General features: G+C 67.7%; 18 protein-coding genes. 9 read left to right on the top strand and 9 right to left on the bottom strand.

Annotation, left to right across the window (positions count from 1 at the left end; all coding sequences use genetic code 11):
• Positions 1–44: 44 nt before the first annotated feature.
• From IPF36_RS13625 to IPF36_RS13640, 4 genes are read right to left on the bottom strand one after another with little or no spacing between them, the layout of a single operon-like run.
• The gene (locus IPF36_RS13625) at positions 45–1,220 is read right to left on the bottom strand and encodes a betaine/proline/choline family ABC transporter ATP-binding protein (protein WP_135704822.1); all 1,176 of its coding nucleotides are present in this window, start codon (positions 1,218–1,220) and stop codon (positions 45–47) included.
• Positions 1,217–1,867 (bottom strand): ABC transporter permease, encoded by a 651-nt coding sequence (locus tag IPF36_RS13630; RefSeq protein ID WP_133094239.1) that lies wholly within the window; start codon positions 1,865–1,867, stop codon positions 1,217–1,219. The genes IPF36_RS13625 and IPF36_RS13630 overlap by 4 nt, the downstream gene beginning before the upstream one ends.
• A gap of 22 nt (positions 1,868–1,889) precedes the next feature.
• The gene (locus IPF36_RS13635; protein WP_135704821.1) at positions 1,890–2,831 is read right to left on the bottom strand and encodes a glycine betaine ABC transporter substrate-binding protein; all 942 of its coding nucleotides are present in this window, start codon (positions 2,829–2,831) and stop codon (positions 1,890–1,892) included.
• Between the two features lie 26 nt (positions 2,832–2,857).
• A complete protein-coding gene (locus IPF36_RS13640; RefSeq protein WP_133094073.1) occupies positions 2,858–3,574 on the bottom strand; it encodes an ABC transporter permease in 717 nt (238 codons plus the stop codon).
• A 675-nt stretch (positions 3,575–4,249) separates the two neighbouring features.
• Between IPF36_RS13640 and IPF36_RS13645 the strand changes: the two genes are divergently transcribed.
• From IPF36_RS13645 to IPF36_RS13670, 6 genes are all read left to right on the top strand, one after another.
• Positions 4,250–5,188 carry a pirin family protein gene (locus tag IPF36_RS13645; protein WP_195428219.1) on the top strand — a complete coding sequence of 313 codons (939 nt, stop codon included), beginning with the start codon at positions 4,250–4,252 and terminating at the stop codon, positions 5,186–5,188.
• A 355-nt stretch (positions 5,189–5,543) separates the two neighbouring features.
• Positions 5,544–7,103 (top strand): ABC transporter ATP-binding protein, encoded by a 1,560-nt coding sequence (locus tag IPF36_RS13650; protein WP_195428221.1) that lies wholly within the window; start codon positions 5,544–5,546, stop codon positions 7,101–7,103.
• Positions 7,096–8,205 carry an ABC transporter permease gene (locus IPF36_RS13655; RefSeq protein ID WP_135704818.1) on the top strand — a complete coding sequence of 370 codons (1,110 nt, stop codon included), beginning with the start codon at positions 7,096–7,098 and terminating at the stop codon, positions 8,203–8,205. The genes IPF36_RS13650 and IPF36_RS13655 overlap by 8 nt, the downstream gene beginning before the upstream one ends.
• 17 nt (positions 8,206–8,222) lie before the next feature.
• On the top strand, positions 8,223–9,143 hold the full coding sequence (locus IPF36_RS13660) for an ABC transporter permease (RefSeq protein ID WP_133094069.1): 921 nt from the start codon (positions 8,223–8,225) through the stop codon (positions 9,141–9,143).
• 70 nt (positions 9,144–9,213) lie between these two features.
• Complete coding sequence (locus tag IPF36_RS13665; protein WP_195428222.1) at positions 9,214–10,359, top strand: BMP family ABC transporter substrate-binding protein; 1,146 nt, start codon at positions 9,214–9,216, stop codon at positions 10,357–10,359.
• A gap of 211 nt (positions 10,360–10,570) precedes the next feature.
• The gene (locus IPF36_RS13670) at positions 10,571–10,864 is read left to right on the top strand and encodes a YkvA family protein (RefSeq protein ID WP_062797448.1); all 294 of its coding nucleotides are present in this window, start codon (positions 10,571–10,573) and stop codon (positions 10,862–10,864) included.
• A gap of 69 nt (positions 10,865–10,933) precedes the next feature.
• Here the strand turns inward: IPF36_RS13670 and IPF36_RS13675 are convergent, their stop codons facing one another.
• From IPF36_RS13675 to IPF36_RS13690, 4 genes are read right to left on the bottom strand one after another with little or no spacing between them, the layout of a single operon-like run.
• Positions 10,934–11,911 (bottom strand): quinone oxidoreductase, encoded by a 978-nt coding sequence (locus tag IPF36_RS13675; protein WP_195428224.1) that lies wholly within the window; start codon positions 11,909–11,911, stop codon positions 10,934–10,936.
• Between the two features lie 42 nt (positions 11,912–11,953).
• Positions 11,954–12,355, bottom strand: coding sequence for a methylglyoxal synthase (locus IPF36_RS13680; RefSeq protein ID WP_195428350.1), 402 nt, complete (start codon positions 12,353–12,355; stop codon positions 11,954–11,956).
• A gap of 44 nt (positions 12,356–12,399) precedes the next feature.
• Positions 12,400–13,188 (bottom strand): SDR family oxidoreductase, encoded by a 789-nt coding sequence (locus IPF36_RS13685; protein WP_133094065.1) that lies wholly within the window; start codon positions 13,186–13,188, stop codon positions 12,400–12,402.
• A gap of 54 nt (positions 13,189–13,242) precedes the next feature.
• Positions 13,243–14,130 carry a DMT family transporter gene (locus IPF36_RS13690; RefSeq protein ID WP_133094238.1) on the bottom strand — a complete coding sequence of 296 codons (888 nt, stop codon included), beginning with the start codon at positions 14,128–14,130 and terminating at the stop codon, positions 13,243–13,245.
• A 244-nt stretch (positions 14,131–14,374) separates the two neighbouring features.
• Here IPF36_RS13690 and IPF36_RS13695 point away from each other — a divergent pair, with 244 nt between their 5' ends.
• Together IPF36_RS13695 and IPF36_RS13700 are read left to right on the top strand one after the other, a co-directional pair.
• Positions 14,375–15,379 carry a tripartite tricarboxylate transporter substrate binding protein gene (locus tag IPF36_RS13695; protein WP_135704815.1) on the top strand — a complete coding sequence of 335 codons (1,005 nt, stop codon included), beginning with the start codon at positions 14,375–14,377 and terminating at the stop codon, positions 15,377–15,379.
• 67 nt (positions 15,380–15,446) lie between these two features.
• Complete coding sequence (locus IPF36_RS13700; protein ID WP_133094063.1) at positions 15,447–15,935, top strand: MarR family winged helix-turn-helix transcriptional regulator; 489 nt, start codon at positions 15,447–15,449, stop codon at positions 15,933–15,935.
• A 71-nt stretch (positions 15,936–16,006) separates the two neighbouring features.
• On the opposite strand, the gene IPF36_RS13705 is transcribed toward IPF36_RS13700, so the two are convergent.
• A complete protein-coding gene (locus IPF36_RS13705) occupies positions 16,007–18,286 on the bottom strand; it encodes a molybdopterin cofactor-binding domain-containing protein (protein WP_195428226.1) in 2,280 nt (759 codons plus the stop codon).
• 70 nt (positions 18,287–18,356) lie between these two features.
• Here IPF36_RS13705 and IPF36_RS13710 point away from each other — a divergent pair, with 70 nt between their 5' ends.
• Positions 18,357–19,124, top strand: coding sequence for a TetR/AcrR family transcriptional regulator (locus IPF36_RS13710; protein WP_195428228.1), 768 nt, complete (start codon positions 18,357–18,359; stop codon positions 19,122–19,124).
• The last annotated feature ends 3 nt before the right edge of the window (positions 19,125–19,127 follow it).

Here is a 19,127-nt window from a genome sequence, read left to right on the forward strand (position 1 = left end):
TGTCAAGCATAGCCCGGATGCCCGCACTCTGCCGTGCGTTGCGCTCAGGCCGCCGCGCGCAGCGTCGCCGGCGCGGGAACCGCCGGCAGCGCCAGCGCCGACTGGCCGCGCGAGCGGCCGGAACTGAGGTAGCCCGCGATCGATTCCTGCGTCACTTCGCCCAGGTAGTCGCCGTCCGCGCCCATCACCGGCAGCCAGCTGGTGTTGTGCTGGTACATGCGCGACAGCACGATGCGCAGGTGCTCGTCGAACGCAGCGGTGACCGCGAACGGGCGCATCACGTCGCTGCACACGCCCTTGCCCGGGCGCGCGTCGCGGCGCGTGACATAGCCCAGCGCGCGCTGCGCATCGTCCACCACCGGCAGGTGGCGCACGTCGGCATCATCCATCACGCCCAGCGCCTCGGCCAGCGGCATGTCGGGGCGGCAGCTCGGCGGCATGGTGGCGGCGTCGCCGGCGCGCACCAGCAGCAGGCGCTTGAGCGTATTGTCGTGGCCGACAAAGGCCTGCACGAACTCATCGGCCGGGTGCGCCAGCAGCGCGTCGGGGTGGTCGAACTGCACCAGCTTGCCACGGCGGAACACCGCCACCTTGTCGGCCAGCTTGATCGCCTCGTCGATATCGTGCGAGACCATGATCACGGTCTTGCCGAGCTGGCGCTGCATCTGCAGGAATTCGTTCTGGATGCTCTCGCGGTTGATCGGGTCGACCGCTCCGAACGGCTCGTCCATCAGCAACACCGGCGCATCGGCCGCCAGCGCTCGGATCACGCCGATGCGCTGCTGCTGCCCGCCAGACAGCTCGCGCGGGTAGCGGCCGAGCATCAGGTTGGGATCGAGCTGCACCATCGCCATCAGCTCGCGCGCGCGCTCGCGGCACTGCTTCTTGTCCCAGCCGAGCAGGCGCGGCACGACCATGATGTTCTCTTCGATGGTCATGTTGGGGAACAGGCCGATCTGCTGGATCACGTAGCCGATCTTGCGGCGCAGGGTCACGCCGTCGATGCCGCGCGTGTCCTCGCCCTCGATGCGCACCGTGCCGGAAGTGGGCTCGATCAGCCGGTTGATCATCTTCAGCGTGGTGGTCTTGCCGCAGCCCGACGGGCCCAGGAAGACGCAGATCTCGCCGCGCGGCACCGTCAGCGACACGGCGTCGACGGCACGCACTTCGGTGCCGTCTTTCTGCTGGAAGGACTTGGTGAGTTGGTCGAGTTCGATCATAGACGGATCCCCTTCGGCGTCAGCGCCCGCTGCAACCACTGCAGGAAAGCGTCCGCCACGATGGCAAGCAGGCTGACCAGGACCGCGCCCACGGCCAGCTTGCTCATGTTGCTCTGGCTGATCGCTTGCAGGATCAGCACCCCAAGGCCACCCGCGCCGATGATGGCGGCAATGGTGGCAACCCCGATATTCATCACCACGGCGGTACGCACGCCGCCGAGGATCACCGGCACCGCCAGCGGCAGGTCGACCAGCCGCATCCGTTGCCAGGTGGTCATGCCGATGCCGCGGCCCGCTTCCTGGATGCCGGGGTCGACATTGGCCAGCGCGGTGTAGGTGTTGCGCATGATGGGCAGCAGCGAGTACAGGAACACCGCCGTCACCGCCGGCACGTAGCCGAGCGCATGGCCGAAGCGCGCGAAGATCGGGATCATCAGTCCGAACAGCGCGATCGACGGCAGCGTCAGCACGATGGTGGCCAGCGCCAGCAGCGGCGTGGCCAGCGCGCGGAAGCGCGTGATCACGATGCCCAGCGGCACCCCGATCAGGATCGCCAGCCCTACCGCCGAGCCGACCAGCGCGAGATGCTCGCCGGTCATTTTCAGCAGCGTGGGCCAGCTGTGCTGCAGGTAACCAAATATGTCCATTCGCAGGTCCATGCGGCCCTCCTCAGATCAGTCCGTGGCTGCGCAGGAAGTCCTCCGCGACCTTGTCCACCGGCTGCTGGCCGATGTCCACCTTGTAGTTCATGTCGGTCATGCTCTGGTTGTCGAGCTTGGCAGCGAGTGCATTGAGCAGGCCGGCTAGTTCCGGATGCTTGTCGAGCACCGGCTTGCGTACCACCGGCACCGCGTTGTAAGGCGGGAAGAAATGCAGATCGTCTTCCAGCAGCACGAGGTCGAAGCCCTTGACGCGGCCATCGGTGGCATAGACCAGGCCCAGCTCGACCTGGTTGTTCTTCAGCGCGGTGTAGACCAGGCCGGGGTCGAGCTGGATCACGTCGCGGCGCGAGAACGGCAGCTTGTACAGGTCCTTGAGCGGCTCCAGGCCATCCGGGCGCGCTGCGAATTCCATGTCGACCGCGAACGGATGGGTGGCGTCGGCGCCGGCCTTGCGCATCTGCTCGGCAAACGCCGACAGCGTAGTCACGCCTTTGCCGGCGCGTTCCTTCGGCATCGCCAGCGCGTAGGTGTTGTTGATGCCCGAGGCATCCAGCCACACCAGGCCGCGTGCGCCGTCCATCTGCCTGACGCGCTCATAGCTTTCCTTCGCGCCCAGCTTTTCCTGGACCTTGTTGAACACGATCAGCGCGGTGCCGGTGTAGTCCCAGACCACGTCGAGCTGGTTGCTCTCCATGGCCTGGCGCATCAGCGTGCTGCCCAGCCCGGCGGTCAGCTCGGTGGTGAGGCCCTTGGCGCGCAGGTACTTAGACGTCATCGACGACAGCAGCAGCTGCTCGGTAAAGTTCTTGCCGCCCACGCGGATCGGTGCTGCGGCAGCATCGGCGGCGTGCGCATCGGGCGCCGTTGCCAGCGCCAGCCCTGCCGCGAACGCGGTAACAGCCGCCACCAGCATCGCGGCGCGCCGCGCGCGGCGGCGGATAAATTGCATTGGATCTTTCATGTCGGCCCCTCTGTTCAGCGCACCAGCCCGCGGCGGCGCAGGTACACCTGGCCGGCAGCGGCGAACAACGCGTCCAGTGCCAGTGCCAGCAGCGCGGTGGCGGCCGCGCCCAGCAGCAGCAGCGACTGGTTGTTCAGGTAGATGCCCGGGAAGATCAGTTCGCCCAGGCTGTTGGCACCGATCAGGAACGACAGCGGCACCGTGCCGACGTTGATCACCAGCGCAATGCGGATGCCGGCCAGCATCACCGGCAGCGCGTTGGGCAGTTCCACGCGCACCAGCCGCTGCACCGGGGTCATGCCGATGCCGCGCGCCGCTTCCAGCAGCGTGGGCGAAACGTTGCGCAGCCCCTCGTAGGTGTTGCGCACGATCGGCAGCAGCGAAGCCAGCCACAGCGCCAGGATCGCCGGGCGCTCGCCGATGCCGAGCACTGCCAGCGCGAGTGCCAGCACCGCCAGCGACGGCACCGTGTTGCCGACGTTGAAGACCTGCATCAGCCGGTCGGCCCAGCGGCGCATGCACGGGCGGCTCAGCGCGATGCCGGCCGGGATGCCGGTGGCCAGCGCCAGCGTCATCGAGATCGCGACCAGGCGCAGGTGGTCGGCAACGTCGTAAATCAGGCGTTCCTGATATTTCCGAATCACATCGACGCCGATCCACGCGACCAGTGCGGCGATCGCGGCAAGCGTCAGTCCTGCCCAGGCGAAAGACCGGGCCGATTGCTTTGACATACTCTCCCCTTTTCCGGCCGGAAAAGAGCGCAAGACGCCACTTCCAGATCGCGGAAAACAATATGGGCTGGTGGTTGCGGAGATGTAGGCGCCACCCGCCCGGTTCAGATTGCATTGCCGCCATGACCGGCACGATTGCCGGCGGACGGTCTGTGGGCCTTCCGCGTTGGCGGGGAGCCCGATTGACGGGATGCCGGCATGCGGCCGGACATTCCCTGAAGCGGCGCAACCGGCGACGCTTCAAGCGTGGCGACCAGTTGGCCTGTGGCAGCGCAGGTATTGAGGTTTTTCGACGCGCCGCCGATCCATCGGCCGTTGACTGGCAAGGGCTGGCGCGGAATCGGCCACCTTGCAACTCACATCAACGGATGACAATGAGAGCGCTATTATAGCGATCTTCTTTTATTTTGTCATCTTTCCGCCTTCCGGCGCCAATTTTGCGGCAATTTTATGCTTTTGGGAGGCGTTCAGGGCACCGGTTTTCCCGGGCTTGCGGCGCCGGGTGCGCCGTTCCAATTTTGATAGCGACTCCTTCGCGCTATGCCTATGAGTAGAACAATCTGTTCCCTTCCCGCCCTCTACTCTTTCCCAGCCAAACCACTAAATTGACGGGGTAGCTGAAACGACGGGACCGCGCGGCACGATCGCAGCGCTTCCCGCCCACCGGAGAAAGACATGGACATCCGTACCCCCTTCACCACCGTTCCCGCCACCACCGCGGAAAGCGTGCAACGCTCGCGCACCGTGGACCGCGTCGTGCGGGGCATTGCCACGTCCGACGGCGCCGGCGTCAAGCTGACCCGCGTGCTGACACAGAACCTGCAGCGCCGGCTGGACCCGTTCCTGATGCTCGATGCCTTCGGCACCGACAGCAAGGACGACTACATCGGCGGCTTCCCCGATCACCCGCACCGCGGCTTCGAGACCATCACCTACATGCTGGCCGGCCGCATGCGCCATCGCGACAGCGCCGGCAACGAAGGCCTGCTGCAGAACGGCGGCGCCCAGTGGATGGTGGCCGGCGCCGGCGTGGTGCACTCGGAAATGCCCGAGCAGGAAGACGGCCGCATGGAAGGCTTCCAGCTCTGGCTGAACCTGCCGGCCGCGGACAAGATGACCGCGCCGTGGTACCGCGACATGCCGTCGGCCGAGATTCCGACGGTGGCACTGGACAATGGGGGCACGGTTCGCGTGCTGGCCGGCGCCAGCCATGGCGTGGCCGGCGCGGTGGCGCGCCCGGTGACCGAGCCGCTCTACCTCGACGTGCACCTGCCGGCAGGCCAGGTGTTCACGCAGGCGCTGCCGGCCGGGCATAACGCCTTTGTGTACGTGTACCAGGGCGAGGTGTCGATCGGCGACGAGGGCGACGACGGCGACCGCGCGGTGGTCGAGGCCCAGCGCATGGGCGTACTGGACAACGCCGGCACGGCTGACGGCGTGGTGGTGCGGGCCAACGCCGACGCGCGCTTCCTGCTGATCGCCGGCAAGCCGCTGAACGAGCCGATTGCGCAGTACGGCCCGTTCGTGATGAACACGCAGGAGCAGATCTACCAGACGCTGGCGGATTTCCGGGATGGGCGATTCGCGACCATCGCGGCTGGGAACGGTGCCTGAGGACGGGCTCCAGGCCGTCACCGCGCCGCCGGCTTGCGCCCCTCTCCCGCCCGCGGGAGAGGGGCGCAAGGGGAGAAAACAATCTCAAAGGCCGCCGCCTCCACCAGGAGGCCGCGGCTTTTTTTCGTGCCGCAACCGGCACGCGACTTGCAACCCGCCTGCAACCGTTGCAGGGACTGGACACTCGCTCGTTTCAAGCCTTCCATCCCCTGCTCACTTATATAATTCGTCACCTATATCGAGCATCACCAGTTCATGATGAATGCTGCAATGCGTCGCGGCGATCCTGCGCCACGCACTGCCGCGCTTTGACTCATCCGACGTTGCTGCCCTCACAACAACCCGAGCCGCCTCAGTGACATCACAAACCCCTCCCAGGCTGGCGCTTTCCCATATCAGCAAGCGCTATCCGGGCGTCGTCGCCAACGACGACGTCAGCCTTACCGTCGCACCCGGCGAGATCCACGCGGTCCTGGGCGAGAACGGCGCCGGCAAATCCACCCTGATGAAGATCATCTTCGGCGCCGTCCGGCCCGATGCCGGCGAGATGCACTTCAACGGGGCGCCGGTCACGATCAACAGCCCGCACGATGCCCGCAACCTGGGCATTGCCATGGTGTTCCAGCATTTCTCGCTGTTCGACACGCTGACCGTGACCGAGAACATTGCGCTCGGCCTGCCGGCCAGCCAGCAAGGCAACATGAAGCAGCTGGCCGAGCGCATCCGCGTCACCGCCGAACGCTACGGCCTGCCGCTGGAACCGAACCGCCACGTGCACACGCTGTCGGTCGGCGAGCGCCAGCGCGTGGAGATCGTGCGCGCGCTGCTGGCCAATCCGCAGCTGCTGATCCTGGACGAGCCCACTTCGGTGCTGACGCCGCAGGCGGTGGAGACGCTCTTCGTCACGCTGCGCCAGCTGGCCGGCGAAGGCACCAGCATCCTCTACATCAGCCACAAGCTCGACGAGATCCGCGCGCTGTGCCATCACGCCACCGTGATGCGCATGGGCAAGGTCACCGGCGTGTGCGATCCGCGGCAGGAAACCGCGGCGTCGCTGTCGCGGCTGATGATCGGCGGCGAACCGCCGCGCGAGGCGCGCGTGACTGCCTTCCGCGGTCCGGTGCAACTGAGCGTGCAGGAGCTGTCGCTGCCGCGCGCGCATGCCTTCGCCACCGAGCTGAGCCGGATTTCGCTGGACCTGCATGCGGGCGAGGTCGTCGGCATCGCCGGCGTCTCCGGCAACGGCCAGCAGGAGTTGTTGGCGGCGCTCTCGGGCGAGGACACGCGCGCGGCCAGCGCATCGGTGCAGATCGGCGGCAGGCCGGTGGGCAAGCTCGACGCGCGCCGGCGCCGCCGCGCCGGCCTCGCCTTCGTGCCGGAGGAACGCCTGGGCCGTGGTGCTGTGCCGGGCATGAGCCTGGCTACCAATGTCCTGTTGTCGCACCAGACGCGACCCTACGTGCGCAAGGGCATGATCTCGCCGAAGGCCGCCACCGGGCTGGCCACGGCGGTGATCGACCGCTTCCGCGTCAAGGCCAGCGGACCGGATGCGCTGGCGCGCAGCCTGTCCGGCGGCAACCTGCAGAAATTCATTGTCGGCCGCGAGATCGAAAGCGGCCCGAGGGTATTGATCGTGGCGCAACCGACCTGGGGCGTGGACGTGGGCGCCGCGGCGCAGATCCATAACGAGATCCTGGCGCTGAAGGCCACCGGCTGCGCCATCCTGGTGGTGTCGGAAGAACTCGACGAGCTGTTCGCGATCTGCGACCGGCTGCATGTTATCGCCAAGGGCCACCTGTCGCCGTCGGTGCCGACCGAAACTGCCACGCGCGAGCAGGTCGGCCTGTGGATGAGCGGCTTGTGGCAAGGCGGCCCCGCCAAGGCACACCCGGCGGAGGTGGCAAACCATGGCTGATGTGCGACGCCTCCTCCCCCGCTCCCCGCTAACGCTGGCACCGCGCGGGCTGCCGTCGCGCACCATGGCCTATGCCTCGCCGGTGGTTGCGCTGGCGCTGACGCTGCTGTTCGGCGCGCTGCTGTTCCTGGTGCTGGGCAAGGACCCGGTGGCCGCGCTCAAGGTCTTCCTGGCGGATCCGCTGCGCGACAAGCGCGCGATCGGCGAGGTGCTGCTGAAGACGGTGCCGCTGGTGCTGTGCGCGCTGGGGCTTTCGGTGTGCTACCGGGCCAATGTGTGGAACATCGGCGCCGACGGCCAGCTGATTGCCGGCGGCATCTGCGCCGGTGCCGTGGTGCTGTATTTCGACGTGCCGGGGCAGGCCCTGAACGGCACCGTGGTTCTGGTACTGGCTTCGCTCGCCGGCATCGCCGGCGGCATGGCGTGGGCTTCGCTCACGGCGCTGCTGAAAGACAGGTTCAACGCCAACGAGATCCTGGTCTCGCTGATGCTCACCTATATCGCGCAGCAGTTGCTGCTGTGGGTGGTCAACGGGCCGCTGAAGGATCCCAATGGCATGAACTTCCCGCAGTCCAAGGTGTTCTCGTCCGAGTTCCTGCTGCCCAACCTGATGTCGGGCTCGCGCCTGCACGCCGGCTTTGCGGTGATGCTGGTGTTGGTGGTGGTGATGACGGTGTTCGTGTTCCGCAGCTTTGCCGGCTATCGGCTGCAGGTCGGCGGTACCGCGCCGGCGGCGGCGCGCTACGCGGGCTTTTCGGCGCGCAGCGCGTTGTGGAGCGCGCTGCTGATCTCGGGCGCGACCGCGGGGCTGGCAGGCGCGTTTGAAGTGGTCGGACCGATCGGCCAGTTGCTGCCGTCGATCTCGCCGGGCTACGGCTTCACCGCGATCATCGTCGCGTTTATCGGCCGGCTGCACCCGGTCGGCACCGTCTTCGGCGGCATCATGATGTCGCTGTTCTATATCGGCGGCGAGATGGCGCAATCGCGCCTGGGCCTGCCGTCGGCCATAGGCTGGGTGTTCCAGGGCATGCTGCTGTTCTTCCTGCTGGCCTGCGACACGCTGATCGAAAACCGCCTGCGCTGGCGCGCCACCACGGCCTGAGCGGAGCAAGAAAAAACATGGAACAACTCGCTCCCCTCATTGCCACCGCCATCAACGCCGGTACGCCGCTGCTGCTGGCGGCGCTGGGCCTGCTGATCAACGAACGCTCGGGCGTGCTCAACCTGGGCGCCGAAGGCATGATGCTGGTCGCCGCGGTGGCCGGCTTCATGGTCGGCTACCAGACCCAGTCGCCGATGCTCGGCTTTGCCGCCGGCGCGCTGGCCGGCATGCTGATGGCCACGCTGTTCTCGTGGCTGGCGCTGGTGCTGGCCACCAACCAGGTCGCCACCGGCCTGGCGCTGTCGATCTTCGGCACCGGGCTGTCGGCCTTCATGGGCCAGCGCTTCGTCGGCTTCGCCATGCCGGCGCAGGCCAAGGCCGTGCCGGGACTGGCCAACCTGCCTTTCTTCGGTCCGGCGTTCTTCCAGCATCACTGGATGGTCTATTTCAGCCTGCTGCTGTGCCTTGCCATCATGTGGTTCCTGTTCCGCACGCGCGCCGGCCTGACGCTGCGCGCGATCGGCGAGTCGCCGGAATCCGCGCACGCGCTGGGCTATCCCGTGCGCACCATCCGCTTCGGCGCGCTGCTGTTCGGCGGCGCCTGCTGCGGGCTGGCGGGCGCCTACCTGTCGCTGGTCTATACCCCGATGTGGGTCGAGAACCTGGTCGCCGGCCGCGGCTGGATCGCGCTGGCGCTGACCACCTTCGCCACCTGGCGTCCGGGCCGCGTGCTGATCGGCGCGTGGCTGTTCGGCGGCGTGACCATCCTGCAGTTCTACCTGCAGGGCATCGGCGTATCGGTGCCCTCGCAGTTCCTGTCGATGCTGCCGTACGCGGCCACCATCGTGGTGCTGGCGCTGATCTCGCGCAACCCCGCGTGGATACGGCTGAACATGCCGGCATCGCTGGGGAAGCCGTTCCGGCCCGGCAATGCCTGATCGCCAGTATCTGATCGATTTTTTTGACGGAAATCCCCGAGCTACCAAACAATTCACACAAGGAGAAATCATGATCGTCACGCGCAGGAAGACCCTGGCGGCGCTGGCCGCCACCGCAGTGCTGGCCCTGGCCGGCTGTGGCAAGAAGGAAGCCGAGAAGCCTGCCGAGACCGCGGGCCCGGCCTCCGCGCCGGCTGCCGCTGCCGCGGGCGAGCCGCTCAAGGTCGCCTTCGTCTATATCGGACCGGTCGGCGATGCCGGCTGGACCTACGCGCATGACAACGGCCGCAAGGCCGTGGAAGAAAAATTCGGCAGCAAGGTCAAGACCACCTTCGTCGAAAACGTGCCCGAATCCGCCGCCGACGCCGAGCGCGTGTTCCGCGACCTGGCCAGCCAGGGCAACAAGCTGATCTTCGGCACTACCTTCGGCTACATGGAGTCGATGCTCAAGGTCGCCAAGGAATTCCCGGACGTGAAGTTCGAGCACGCCACCGGCTTCAAGACCGCCGACAACCTGGCCCAGTACGACGTGCGCACCTATGAAGGCGCGTACCTGGCCGGCGTGGTCGCCGGCAAGATGAGCAAGACCGGCAAGATGGGCGTGGTCGCGTCGGTGCCCATCCCAGAAGTGATCCGCAATATCGACTCGTTCACGCTGGGCGCCCGCAGCGTCAATCCGAACGCCACGGTCAAGGTGGTGTGGGTCAACAAGTGGTTCGACCCGGGCAAGGAGCGCGAAGCCGCCACCACGCTGATCGGCCAGGGCGTCGACATGCTGATGCAGAACACCGACTCCGCCGCGGTGGTGCAGACCGCGCAGGAGAAGGGCGTGCATGCCTTCGGCTGGGACAGCGACATGACCAAGTTCGGCGACAAGGCCCACCTGGCCGCGTCGGTGATCTCGTGGGGCGTCTACTACAACAAGGTGGTGGAAGACGTGCTGAACAACCAGTGGAAGAACGGCACCACGTGGTGGGGCCTGAAGGAAGGCATGATCGACCTGAAGTCGTTCAACGCGGTCGTGCCCGAAGATGTGAAGAAGCTGGTCGAGGAGCGCAAGAAGGGCATTGCCGATGGCAGCGCGCCGATCTGGAAGGGTCCGATCAAGGACAACACCGGGACCGAGCAGCTGGCGAAGGATCAGGTCGCGGATGACAAGTTCCTGCATGGCGTGAAGTTCTACGTCGAGGGTGTAGAAGGGAAGATTCCGGGCTGATCGGTGCACCAAAGCCGCCCGGACTAGCCTAAGCAAGGTGTTCTCCCTCTCCCGCGCGCGGGAGAGGGGAGAAAACCGCAGGCATTGGCAGCCGCACCCCCACCGCCTCTCCCATCACATTGCCCCCGCGGAACTTGAAGCCGCCAACAACGGCCCAAGCTATCTGCGTATGCGCCAGTGTCAGGCGCGCGCCATGTGAAGGAGGCCTCTCATGTTGAAGCGATTTTCGGCCCTGTGGACGCTGGTACGCCGCGACGGGCGGCTGTTCTGGTACGCGCTGCGCCACCCGGATGCCCCGGCATGGCTGAAACCCGCGGCGATCGGGCTGCTGCTGTACGCGATTTCGCCGATCGACCTCGTGCCTGACGTGGTCGCCGGGCTTGGCATCATCGACGACGTGGTGCTGATCCCGCTGGCCGTCCACCTGATCCTGAAGCGCCTGCCGCCGCATATCCTGCGCCAGGCGCAGGCGCGCGCCACAGCCACCACGGTCCGGCCGCACTGAAGCCGCCAAAGAAAAATCCCCGGGGCACTCGCTGCGCCGGGGATTTTTTATGCCTGAGCGGAACCGGATTCAGCGCGGCAGCAGGATGGTCGAGCCGGTGGTCTTGCGCGCTTCCAGGTCGCGGTGCGCCTGCGCCACTTCCGACAACGCATATTGCTGGCGGATATCGACCTTGACCTTGCCGGTCATGACCGCATCGAACAGGTCGGCCACCATCGGCTCGAGCAGCTCGCGGTGCACCACGTAGGTCATCAGCGTCGGGCGCGTCAGCCGCAGCGAACCCTTGTTGCCGAGCACCGAGAGGTCGAACGGCGGCACCGGGCCCGAAGCATTGCCGAAGCTCACCATGGTGCCGCGCGGCGCCAGGCAGTCGAGCGAGCCCTGGAACGTATCCTTGCCGATCGAGTCATAGACCGCCGGCACGCCCTTGCCGTTGGTGATTTCCTTGACGCGGTCGACGAACGACTCGCGCGTGTAGACGATGGTATGGGCGCAGCCGTTGGCGCGCGCCAGCTCTGCCTTCTCGTCCGTGCCGACGGTGCCGATCACGGTCACGCCAAGCGCCTTGAGCCACTGGCTGACGATCAGGCCCACACCGCCGGCAGCCGCGTGCAGCAGCACCGTGTCGCCCGGCTGCGCCTGGTAGCTGTCGCGGATCAGGTATTGCGCGGTCAGGCCCTGCAGCATCATGGCCGCGGCGGTGTCGAACGGGATCGCGTCCGGCAGCCGCACCACGATATCGGCCGGCATCACGCGCACCTGCGCATACGCGCCGGTCGGACGGCCGGCATAGGCGACGCGGTCGCCCACGCTCACGTGGCCGACGCCCTCCCCCACGGCCTCGACCACTCCCGCGCCTTCCATGCCCAGGCCGCCCGGCAGCGGCTGCTTGTACAGGCCGGTGCGGAAATAGACGTCGATGTAGTTCAGGCCCACCGCTTCGTGGCGCACGCGCACCTGGCCGGGGCCGGGCTCGCCCACTTCCACATCGACCCACTGCATGACTTCAGGACCGCCGGTCTGCTCGATCCGGATGGCTTTGCTCATCTGCGTCGCTCCTAGTTGTGGTGTTGCATCGATCGGGGGAATTCAGCTTGCCTGCGCGCCGTCGGCCTCGTTGGCCAGGCCCGCGATCAACAGTTCGGCAGTAGCCACGTTGGTCGCGCACGGCACGTTGTGCACGTCGCACGCGCGCACCAGCGCGTTGATGTCGGGTTCATGCGGCTGCGGCGTCATCGGGTCGCGCAGGAACACCACGGCGCGCACGCGCCCTTCGGCCAGCTGCGCGCCGATCTGCAGGTCGCCGCCCCACGGCCCCGACAGCATGCGCGTCACTTCCAGTCCGACCTCGTCGATCAGGCGGCCGCCGGTCGTGCCGGTGGCCAGCAGCTCGCATTGCGAGAGGAACGCGCGATGGCGCGTGGCGAAGGCGACGATATCGTCCTTCTTGTGGTCGTGGGCGATCAGCGCGATGCGAGGGCGTGTCATCAGTAATTCCTGGTTGGGGTGGTGAGACTGCAGCAGGCTGGTGGAAATCAGAACGTGCCGGGGTAGGCGCCGCCGTCGATCAGCAGGTTCTGCCCGGTGATATAGGCAGCCTGGCGGCTGCACAGGAAGGCGCAGGCAGCGCCGAACTCGGCCGGCTCGCCGAAGCGGCGCGTCGGGTTCTGCGCGGCACGGCGCTGCGCCACTTCCTCGACGCTCAGGCCGGCCTTCTGGGCGCCGCCTTCCATGGTCTTGCGCAGGCGATCGGTATTGAACGGCCCGGGCAGCAGGTTGTTGATGGTCACGCCATGCTGCGCCACTTCGCGCGCCACGCCCGCGACAAAGCCGGTCAGGCCCGAGCGCGCGCCGTTGGACAGCCCCAGCACGTCGATCGGCGCCTTGACCGCGCCGCTGGTGATATTGATGATGCGGCCCCACTTGCGCGCGATCATGCCGTCGACGGTGGCCTTGATCAGCTCGATCGGGGTCAGCATGTTGGCGTCGAGCGCGGCGAGCCAGTCGCTGCGCTCCCAGTCGCGGAAGTTGCCCGGCGGCGGGCCGCCGGCGTTGTTGACCAGGATGTCGAGGTCGCCCAGCCTGGCGGCGGCGTCCAGCGCCGCCTTGCGGCCTTCGGGCGTGGTGATGTCGGTCGCCACCGCGATCACGCGGCGGCCATGGCGGGCGCGCAGGTCGGCGGCGGCCTTCTCCAGCGCCTCGGCGCCGCGCGCCACGATCACCACGTCAACGCCTTCCGCCGCGAGGGCGTCGGCGCAGGCCAGGCCAAGGCCCTTGCTGGCGCCGCACACCAGCGCATGCTTGCCACGCAATCCCATGTCCATGTGTTTCTCCTTTGTCTGTTGTGTTGGTACGGCCGGGAGCGCCCGGCCGATGCATCAATTTCTCTTTGCCGAGAGCAGGTACATGCCGCCCATCACCAGCGCGCCGCCGGCCAGCTGCACGCCGCTGATCGGCTCGCCCAGCAGCCAGTAGCCGAGCAACAGCGTCGATACCGGGCCGATCATGCCGGCCTGCGAGGCCAGCGGCGCACCGATGCGCGCCACCGCGACCATGGTCATCGACACGGGCAGCACCGTGCAGAACACCGCATTGACGAGTGACAGCCACATCACCGGCGCCGGCTGCGCCAGCTCGGCCACGGGCCGGCCCAGCGCCACATACTGGATCACGCAGCAGGCGGTGGACACGCACATCGCATAGGCCACCAGCCGCAGCGAGCCGATGCGCCGCACCAGCTCGCCGCTCAGGATCAGGTAGACAGCGTACGTCATGGCACTGCCCAGGACCAGCGCGCCGCCCAGCCACACCTGGCCGCCGCTGACGTCGAGGTCATGGGCAAAGACCAGTACGATGCCGGCATACGCCAGCAGCAGCGACAGCCACTGGCGCGAACTGATCGGCCGCCGGAACACCAGCGCGGTGGCCAGCAGCACGAACGACGGCGTCAGGAACAGGATCAGCCGCTCCAGCCCGGCGGTGATGTACTGCAGGCCGATGAAATCCAGGAAGCTCGACAGGTAATAGCCGATGAAGCCGAGGAACACCACGCGCCCGCGGTCCGCCCACGACAGCGGCGCCAGGCGGCGCGACTGCCACCAGCCGATCGCCATGAACAGCGGCACGGCGAACAGCATGCGCAGCGTCAGCACCATCACGGCATCGACGTTGTAGCGGTACATCAGCTTGGCGACGATCGCCTTGGCGGAGAACAGCACCGCGCCGACGGCGGCGATGGCAAGCCCCGCGCGCTGCGGCGACGGCAGCGCGGCAGGCGCGGCGAGGGACTTCTGGGAGACGGACACGGGAATACGTGGAAAGCGGGCCGCAGGGCCGGCGCACCGGCCCCGCGCGGCCCCGCGAAGCGACCCGACGATTGTATTCGAAAAGACGCAACCGCATCGGCGGTGCCCCCGGCCCTGCCCTGCCTGCGGCCTATCCCCTACAATGGCCGCGCGCCGCCTGCGTCACGGCCGGCGCCACAATAACAACCCCAGGAGACTTCTCGCCATGCCAATCCACCCCGCACACGCCGGCCGCCGCGCGCTGCTGCTCGCTGCCCTGACCGGGGCCGCGGCGCTCGCCGCCAGCTTCAGCGCCGCCGCCGCGCCCGGCGACGGCTATCCGTCCCGTCCGATCCGCTTTGTCGTGCCCTACGCCGCCGGCGGCACCACCGACCTGGTGGCGCGCACGGTCGGCCAGCGCGTGGGCGAGAAGCTCGGCCAGCCGGTGGTGATCGAAAACCGCCCCGGCGCCGGCGGCAACGTAGGCATGGACGCGGTGGCCAAGGCCGCGCCGGACGGCTACACCATCGGCTTCGGCGCGATCTCCACCAACGCGCTCAACCCGCATATCTACAAGCAGGTGCCGTTCGACCCGCGCAAGGACTTCACCGCGATCAGCCTGCTCGGCACGTCGACCATCGTGCTGGAGGTCAGCCCGGCGCTGCCGGTGAAGACCGTCAAGGAACTGGTGGCCTACGCCAAGGCCAACCCGGGGCTGACCTATGCGACGGCGGGCACCGGCACCTCGATGCACCTGGCCGGCGCGATGTTCGCGCAGATGACGCAGACCAGCCTGACGCATGCGCCTTACAAGGGCAGCAGCCCGGCCATCAACGACATGCTGGGCGGCCATATCAGCGTGATGTTCGACAACCTGCCGGCATCGCTGCCGCATATCCAGGCGGGCAAGCTGCGTGCGCTGGCGGTGGCCGGCAAGCAGCGCTCGCCTTCGCTGCCCGACGTGCCGACGCTGGCCGAGGCGGGCTTGCAGGGCTATGCGGTCGAGCCATGGTTCGGGGTCTTTGGTCCGGCCAACCTGCCGGCGCCGGTGGTGCAGGCGCTGAACAGCGCCTTCGTCGAGGCGCTGGCCCGTCCCGATGTGCGCGAGAAGCTGGTGCAGGCGGGCTTCAATCCCAAGGGATCGAGCGCGGCCGAACTGCAGGCGCTGACGCAGTCGGAATACGAGCGCTTCGGCACGGTGGCGAAGACTGCCGGGATCACTGTGGAGTAGTAGCAGTAGCGGACCAGCAGGCAGCGGATATACTCGGGGCACGCTCATCCAACGCATCACCATCGACGTGCCCAACCCCTCCGCATCCTCCGCATCGTCAGCAGACCAGGCCGCCCCCGACTACGATTTCACCGAGCAGGTGGGCCACCTGCTGCGCCGCGCGTACCAGCGCCACGTGGCGATCTTCCAGCAGACCATCCCGGATTCGCAGCTCACCGCGGCGCAGTTCGTGGTGCTGTGCGCGGTCAGGGACCGGCAGCCGTGCTCGCTGAATGAAGTGGTGCGCGCCACGGCGATCGACCAGGCGACGGTGCGCGGCATCATCGAGCGGCTGAAGGCACGCAAGCTGATTGCGGTGTCGCATGACCCGAACGACCGGCGCAAGGTGGTGGTGACGGTGACCCCCGGGGGGCTGGCGTTGATCGACGAGACGGTGCCGTTTGCGAAGCAGATCTCGGAGCAGACGTTTGGCAGCCTGAATCCGGCGGAGCGAGTGGCGGTGACTTACCTGCTGCGGAAGATGAGCGAGATCGATGAGGGGAATGGCGGCGTGTAAGTGAGACCTCCACCATGCCGCCGGTTTGCTCCCTCTCCCGCTTGCGGGAGAGGGAGCAAACCACCAGTTGGTTAAGGGCGCTCGCTCCTTAGCGCCGCCAACACTGTCTCCGGCACGAACGGCGGCCGCCGCAGACGCACGCCGATCGCATCGAACAACGCATTGGCAATTGCCGGCGCCCCCGGCAGCGATGCCGACTCCCCTGCCCCCATCGGCGGCTCTTCCTGCCGCGGCATCAGCACCACCTCGATCGGCGGGATCTCCGGAAAGGTCAGCAACGGATAGCTGCCCCACTCGCGGCTGGCGACACCGTCGGCGTCGAAGCGCACCTGCTCCTTCAACACCCGGCTCAAGGCCTGCACCACGTTGCCGTGGATCTGGTGGCGCACGCCGTCCGGGTTGACCATCATGCCGGTGTCCTGCCCGACCACCAGTTTCTCCACGGCGATGCGGCCCGTTGCCGCCTCCACCGCCACGTCGACCACCCATGCCGCCCATGCCGCGCCGAAGCCTGGGAAGCGGCTGTGGATATAGCGCGCATAGGCAACGCCGCGCCCGCGCAGCATGCCGTCGTTGCCAGCCTTGCCACGCGAACCGTGCGCGCCCCGCTGCCAGCCCGCCGCGTCGGCCACCGCGCGCAGCAGTTCGGCTGCGCGCGTGTCCGGCAAATGACGCAGCCGGAAATCGATCGGATCGGCGCCGGCTTCGGCAGCCAGTTCATCGATCACGCATTCATGCGCGAACGAATTCGGCAGCGCCGATACGCCACGCAACCATGACGCGCGCACGATGGCGGGCGTGTCGTCGCAGCCGATGCGGCGCGCGCGGTAGTCATACGGCGGCACCGCGGTGCGGTCGCCCATTTCCAGCGTGCGCGGCGCGTTGGGCACGATGCCGGCGAGCACCAGCGCCAGCGTCGGCGCATCGTTGGACGGATAGCGGCTGGTGAAGTCATAGCCGAGCAGTTCGCCGTCGGCGCCCAGCGTTGCGCTGACATCCATCAGCTGGGCCGCGCCCTTGGGTTCCCACAGGTGCTCCTGCTCGCGCGACAGCTGCACGCGCACCGGATGGCCGACGGCGCGCGACAGCAGCGCGGCATCGGCGCAGACATCGTCCGCGCAATTGCGGCCGTAGCAGCCCGAGGCTTCCATGCGCACGATCTCGATGCGGTCCTCGCCCAGCCCGCACAGGCGTGCCAGGTCGATGCGCAGAACATGCGGATTCTGCGTGCCCGACCATACCGTCAGGCCATCCTCATGCCAGTGCGCAACCGCGCATGAGGGGCCGATCGAACCGTGCATCTGGTATGGCCAGACGTAATGGCGATCCAGCGTCTTGCCGGTACCGGCCGCAGGCATCTCGCCGTCATTCAGCAGTTCGCGCCGCGTTGCGGGGTTGGCGCGCAGCGCGGGTTCAGGGTCGGCGAGCGACGGCATCGGCGGCACGGGTTTCCACTGCACCCGCAGCTTGCGCGCGGCAAGCACCGCGTACTCTTCACGCTCGGCCACCACGCCGACGAAGTCGCCCTGCACCACCACGTCGACCAGTCCCGGCACATCGCGCACCGATTCGCGGTCGACCGCGAGCAGGCTGTTGCCGACGAAGCCGCCGCTGTCGCGCCCGGCGTAAGGTGGCCGCACCACGCGCCCATGCAGCATGCCGGGCACGCGCACGTCATGGACGAAAGTCAGCACACCGCGTGCCTTGTCGGGGATATCGACGCGTCCGGCCGGGCGGCCGACGATGCGGTAGGCCTCCACCGGCTTGATCGCCACGTCGTCTGCCAACGGCAGCGCCACGTGATCGCCTTGCACCAGCGCGCCATAGCCGATGGCGGCGTCGGCCCCGCGCACGCGGAACTCGCCATCCTGCGCTTCCAGCTGGTCGGGCGCCACGCCAAGCTGTTGCGCGGCGCGCGCCAGCAGCCACGCGCGCGCCTGCGCCGCGGCACGGCGCAGCGGGATCGCGGAAATCTGGATCGATGCGCTGGCGATGGTCGGCCCCTGGTTGGGGGTGGCTTCGGTATGGCCCAGCACCATGCGCACCCGCGACAGCGGCACGTCGAGTTCTTCCGCCACGATCTGCGCCAGCGCCGTGCGGATGCCGGTGCCAAGGTCGACATGGCCGTTGAAGGCCAGCACCTCGCCACTGTCGCGCACGGCGATGAAGATATCGGGCAGCGCCGGCACGTAGTCCGACGCCGCGCCGGGCTGGCCGGGCGCGGGACGCGCCGCCGCCTGCGGCGCGCGCGTGACCAGCAGCACGCCGACGGCCTGCAGCAACGCCAGCCGCAGTGCGCGCGGCGTGGCGGGATCGGCCTGTGCCGCGGGTTGCAGCGTTGTTGCGGTCATCGTCTTCCCATCTCCTTCAACGGGGCCCCCGTTATACTGCCAGCCAACGGAGTCAGAGCCACCAATCATCATGACGAACACCACCGCGGCGAAACCTGCCGCCAAGCAGGCTCCCAAGCGGGCTGCCCCAGGCACGCGGGCCAGGCAGGCGCAGGACAGCCGCGACCGCATCCTGAAAGCGGCGATCAAGGTCTTCGCCCAGCGCGGCTATGACGGCGGCCGCATCGAACGCATTTCGTCGCTGGCCAAGACCTATGACCGGATGATCTACTACTACTTCGGCAGCAAGGAAAAGCTGTTCGTCGAAGTGCTGGAGACCATCTACCTGCAGCTCAACGAAGCCGAGCAGCAGCTCGAGCAGGAACTCGACGCCGCCGACCCGGTGCGCGCGCTGTCGCAGCTGGTCGACTTCATCTGGCAGTACTACCTCGGCCACCCCGAATTCGTCGCGATCCTGTCCAGCGAGAACATGAGCCAGGGCAAGCACGCGAAGAAGTCGGTCCGCCTCAAGGAAATCTCCAGCTACGCGCTGTCGGTGCTCGACGGGATCCTCACACGCGGCAAGTCCGCCGGGCTATTCCGTCCCGAGACCGGCGCGCGCGATGTCTACATGGTGATCGCCTCGCTCGGCTACTTCTACAACTCCAACCATCATACGCTCAGCGCCTTCCTGGGCGAGGCCATGATGAGCCCGCCCGCCTTGGCGCACTGGCGCGATGTGATCCAGCAGACAGTGCTGCGCACGGTGACGCTGCCCGGCGCCGTGCCGGAAGCCAGCGTGCCGCCGGCTACGCCGGCGCGCAAGGCCGCACGCAACAGGCGCGCGGCTGCAGGCTGAGAC

The sequence above is a fragment of the Cupriavidus sp. IK-TO18 genome (assembly GCF_015549295.1).
Lineage (GTDB): Bacteria > Pseudomonadota > Gammaproteobacteria > Burkholderiales > Burkholderiaceae > Cupriavidus > Cupriavidus oxalaticus_A.

Coding starts and splice junctions, on each gene's coding strand:
- IPF36_RS13670 (WP_062797448.1), top strand. CDS start 10,571: ATGTTGAAGCGATTTTCGGCCCTGTGGACGCTGGTACGCCGCGACGGG.
- IPF36_RS13710 (WP_195428228.1), top strand. CDS start 18,357: ATGACGAACACCACCGCGGCGAAACCTGCCGCCAAGCAGGCTCCCAAG.
- IPF36_RS13645 (WP_195428219.1), top strand. CDS start 4,250: ATGGACATCCGTACCCCCTTCACCACCGTTCCCGCCACCACCGCGGAA.
- IPF36_RS13705 (WP_195428226.1), bottom strand. CDS start 18,286: ATGACCGCAACAACGCTGCAACCCGCGGCACAGGCCGATCCCGCCACG.
- IPF36_RS13625 (WP_135704822.1), bottom strand. CDS start 1,220: ATGATCGAACTCGACCAACTCACCAAGTCCTTCCAGCAGAAAGACGGC.
- IPF36_RS13660 (WP_133094069.1), top strand. CDS start 8,223: ATGGAACAACTCGCTCCCCTCATTGCCACCGCCATCAACGCCGGTACG.
- IPF36_RS13655 (WP_135704818.1), top strand. CDS start 7,096: ATGGCTGATGTGCGACGCCTCCTCCCCCGCTCCCCGCTAACGCTGGCA.
- IPF36_RS13685 (WP_133094065.1), bottom strand. CDS start 13,188: ATGGACATGGGATTGCGTGGCAAGCATGCGCTGGTGTGCGGCGCCAGC.
- IPF36_RS13675 (WP_195428224.1), bottom strand. CDS start 11,911: ATGAGCAAAGCCATCCGGATCGAGCAGACCGGCGGTCCTGAAGTCATG.
- IPF36_RS13665 (WP_195428222.1), top strand. CDS start 9,214: ATGATCGTCACGCGCAGGAAGACCCTGGCGGCGCTGGCCGCCACCGCA.
- IPF36_RS13695 (WP_135704815.1), top strand. CDS start 14,375: ATGCCAATCCACCCCGCACACGCCGGCCGCCGCGCGCTGCTGCTCGCT.
- IPF36_RS13635 (WP_135704821.1), bottom strand. CDS start 2,831: ATGCAATTTATCCGCCGCCGCGCGCGGCGCGCCGCGATGCTGGTGGCG.
- IPF36_RS13630 (WP_133094239.1), bottom strand. CDS start 1,867: ATGGACATATTTGGTTACCTGCAGCACAGCTGGCCCACGCTGCTGAAA.
- IPF36_RS13640 (WP_133094073.1), bottom strand. CDS start 3,574: ATGTCAAAGCAATCGGCCCGGTCTTTCGCCTGGGCAGGACTGACGCTT.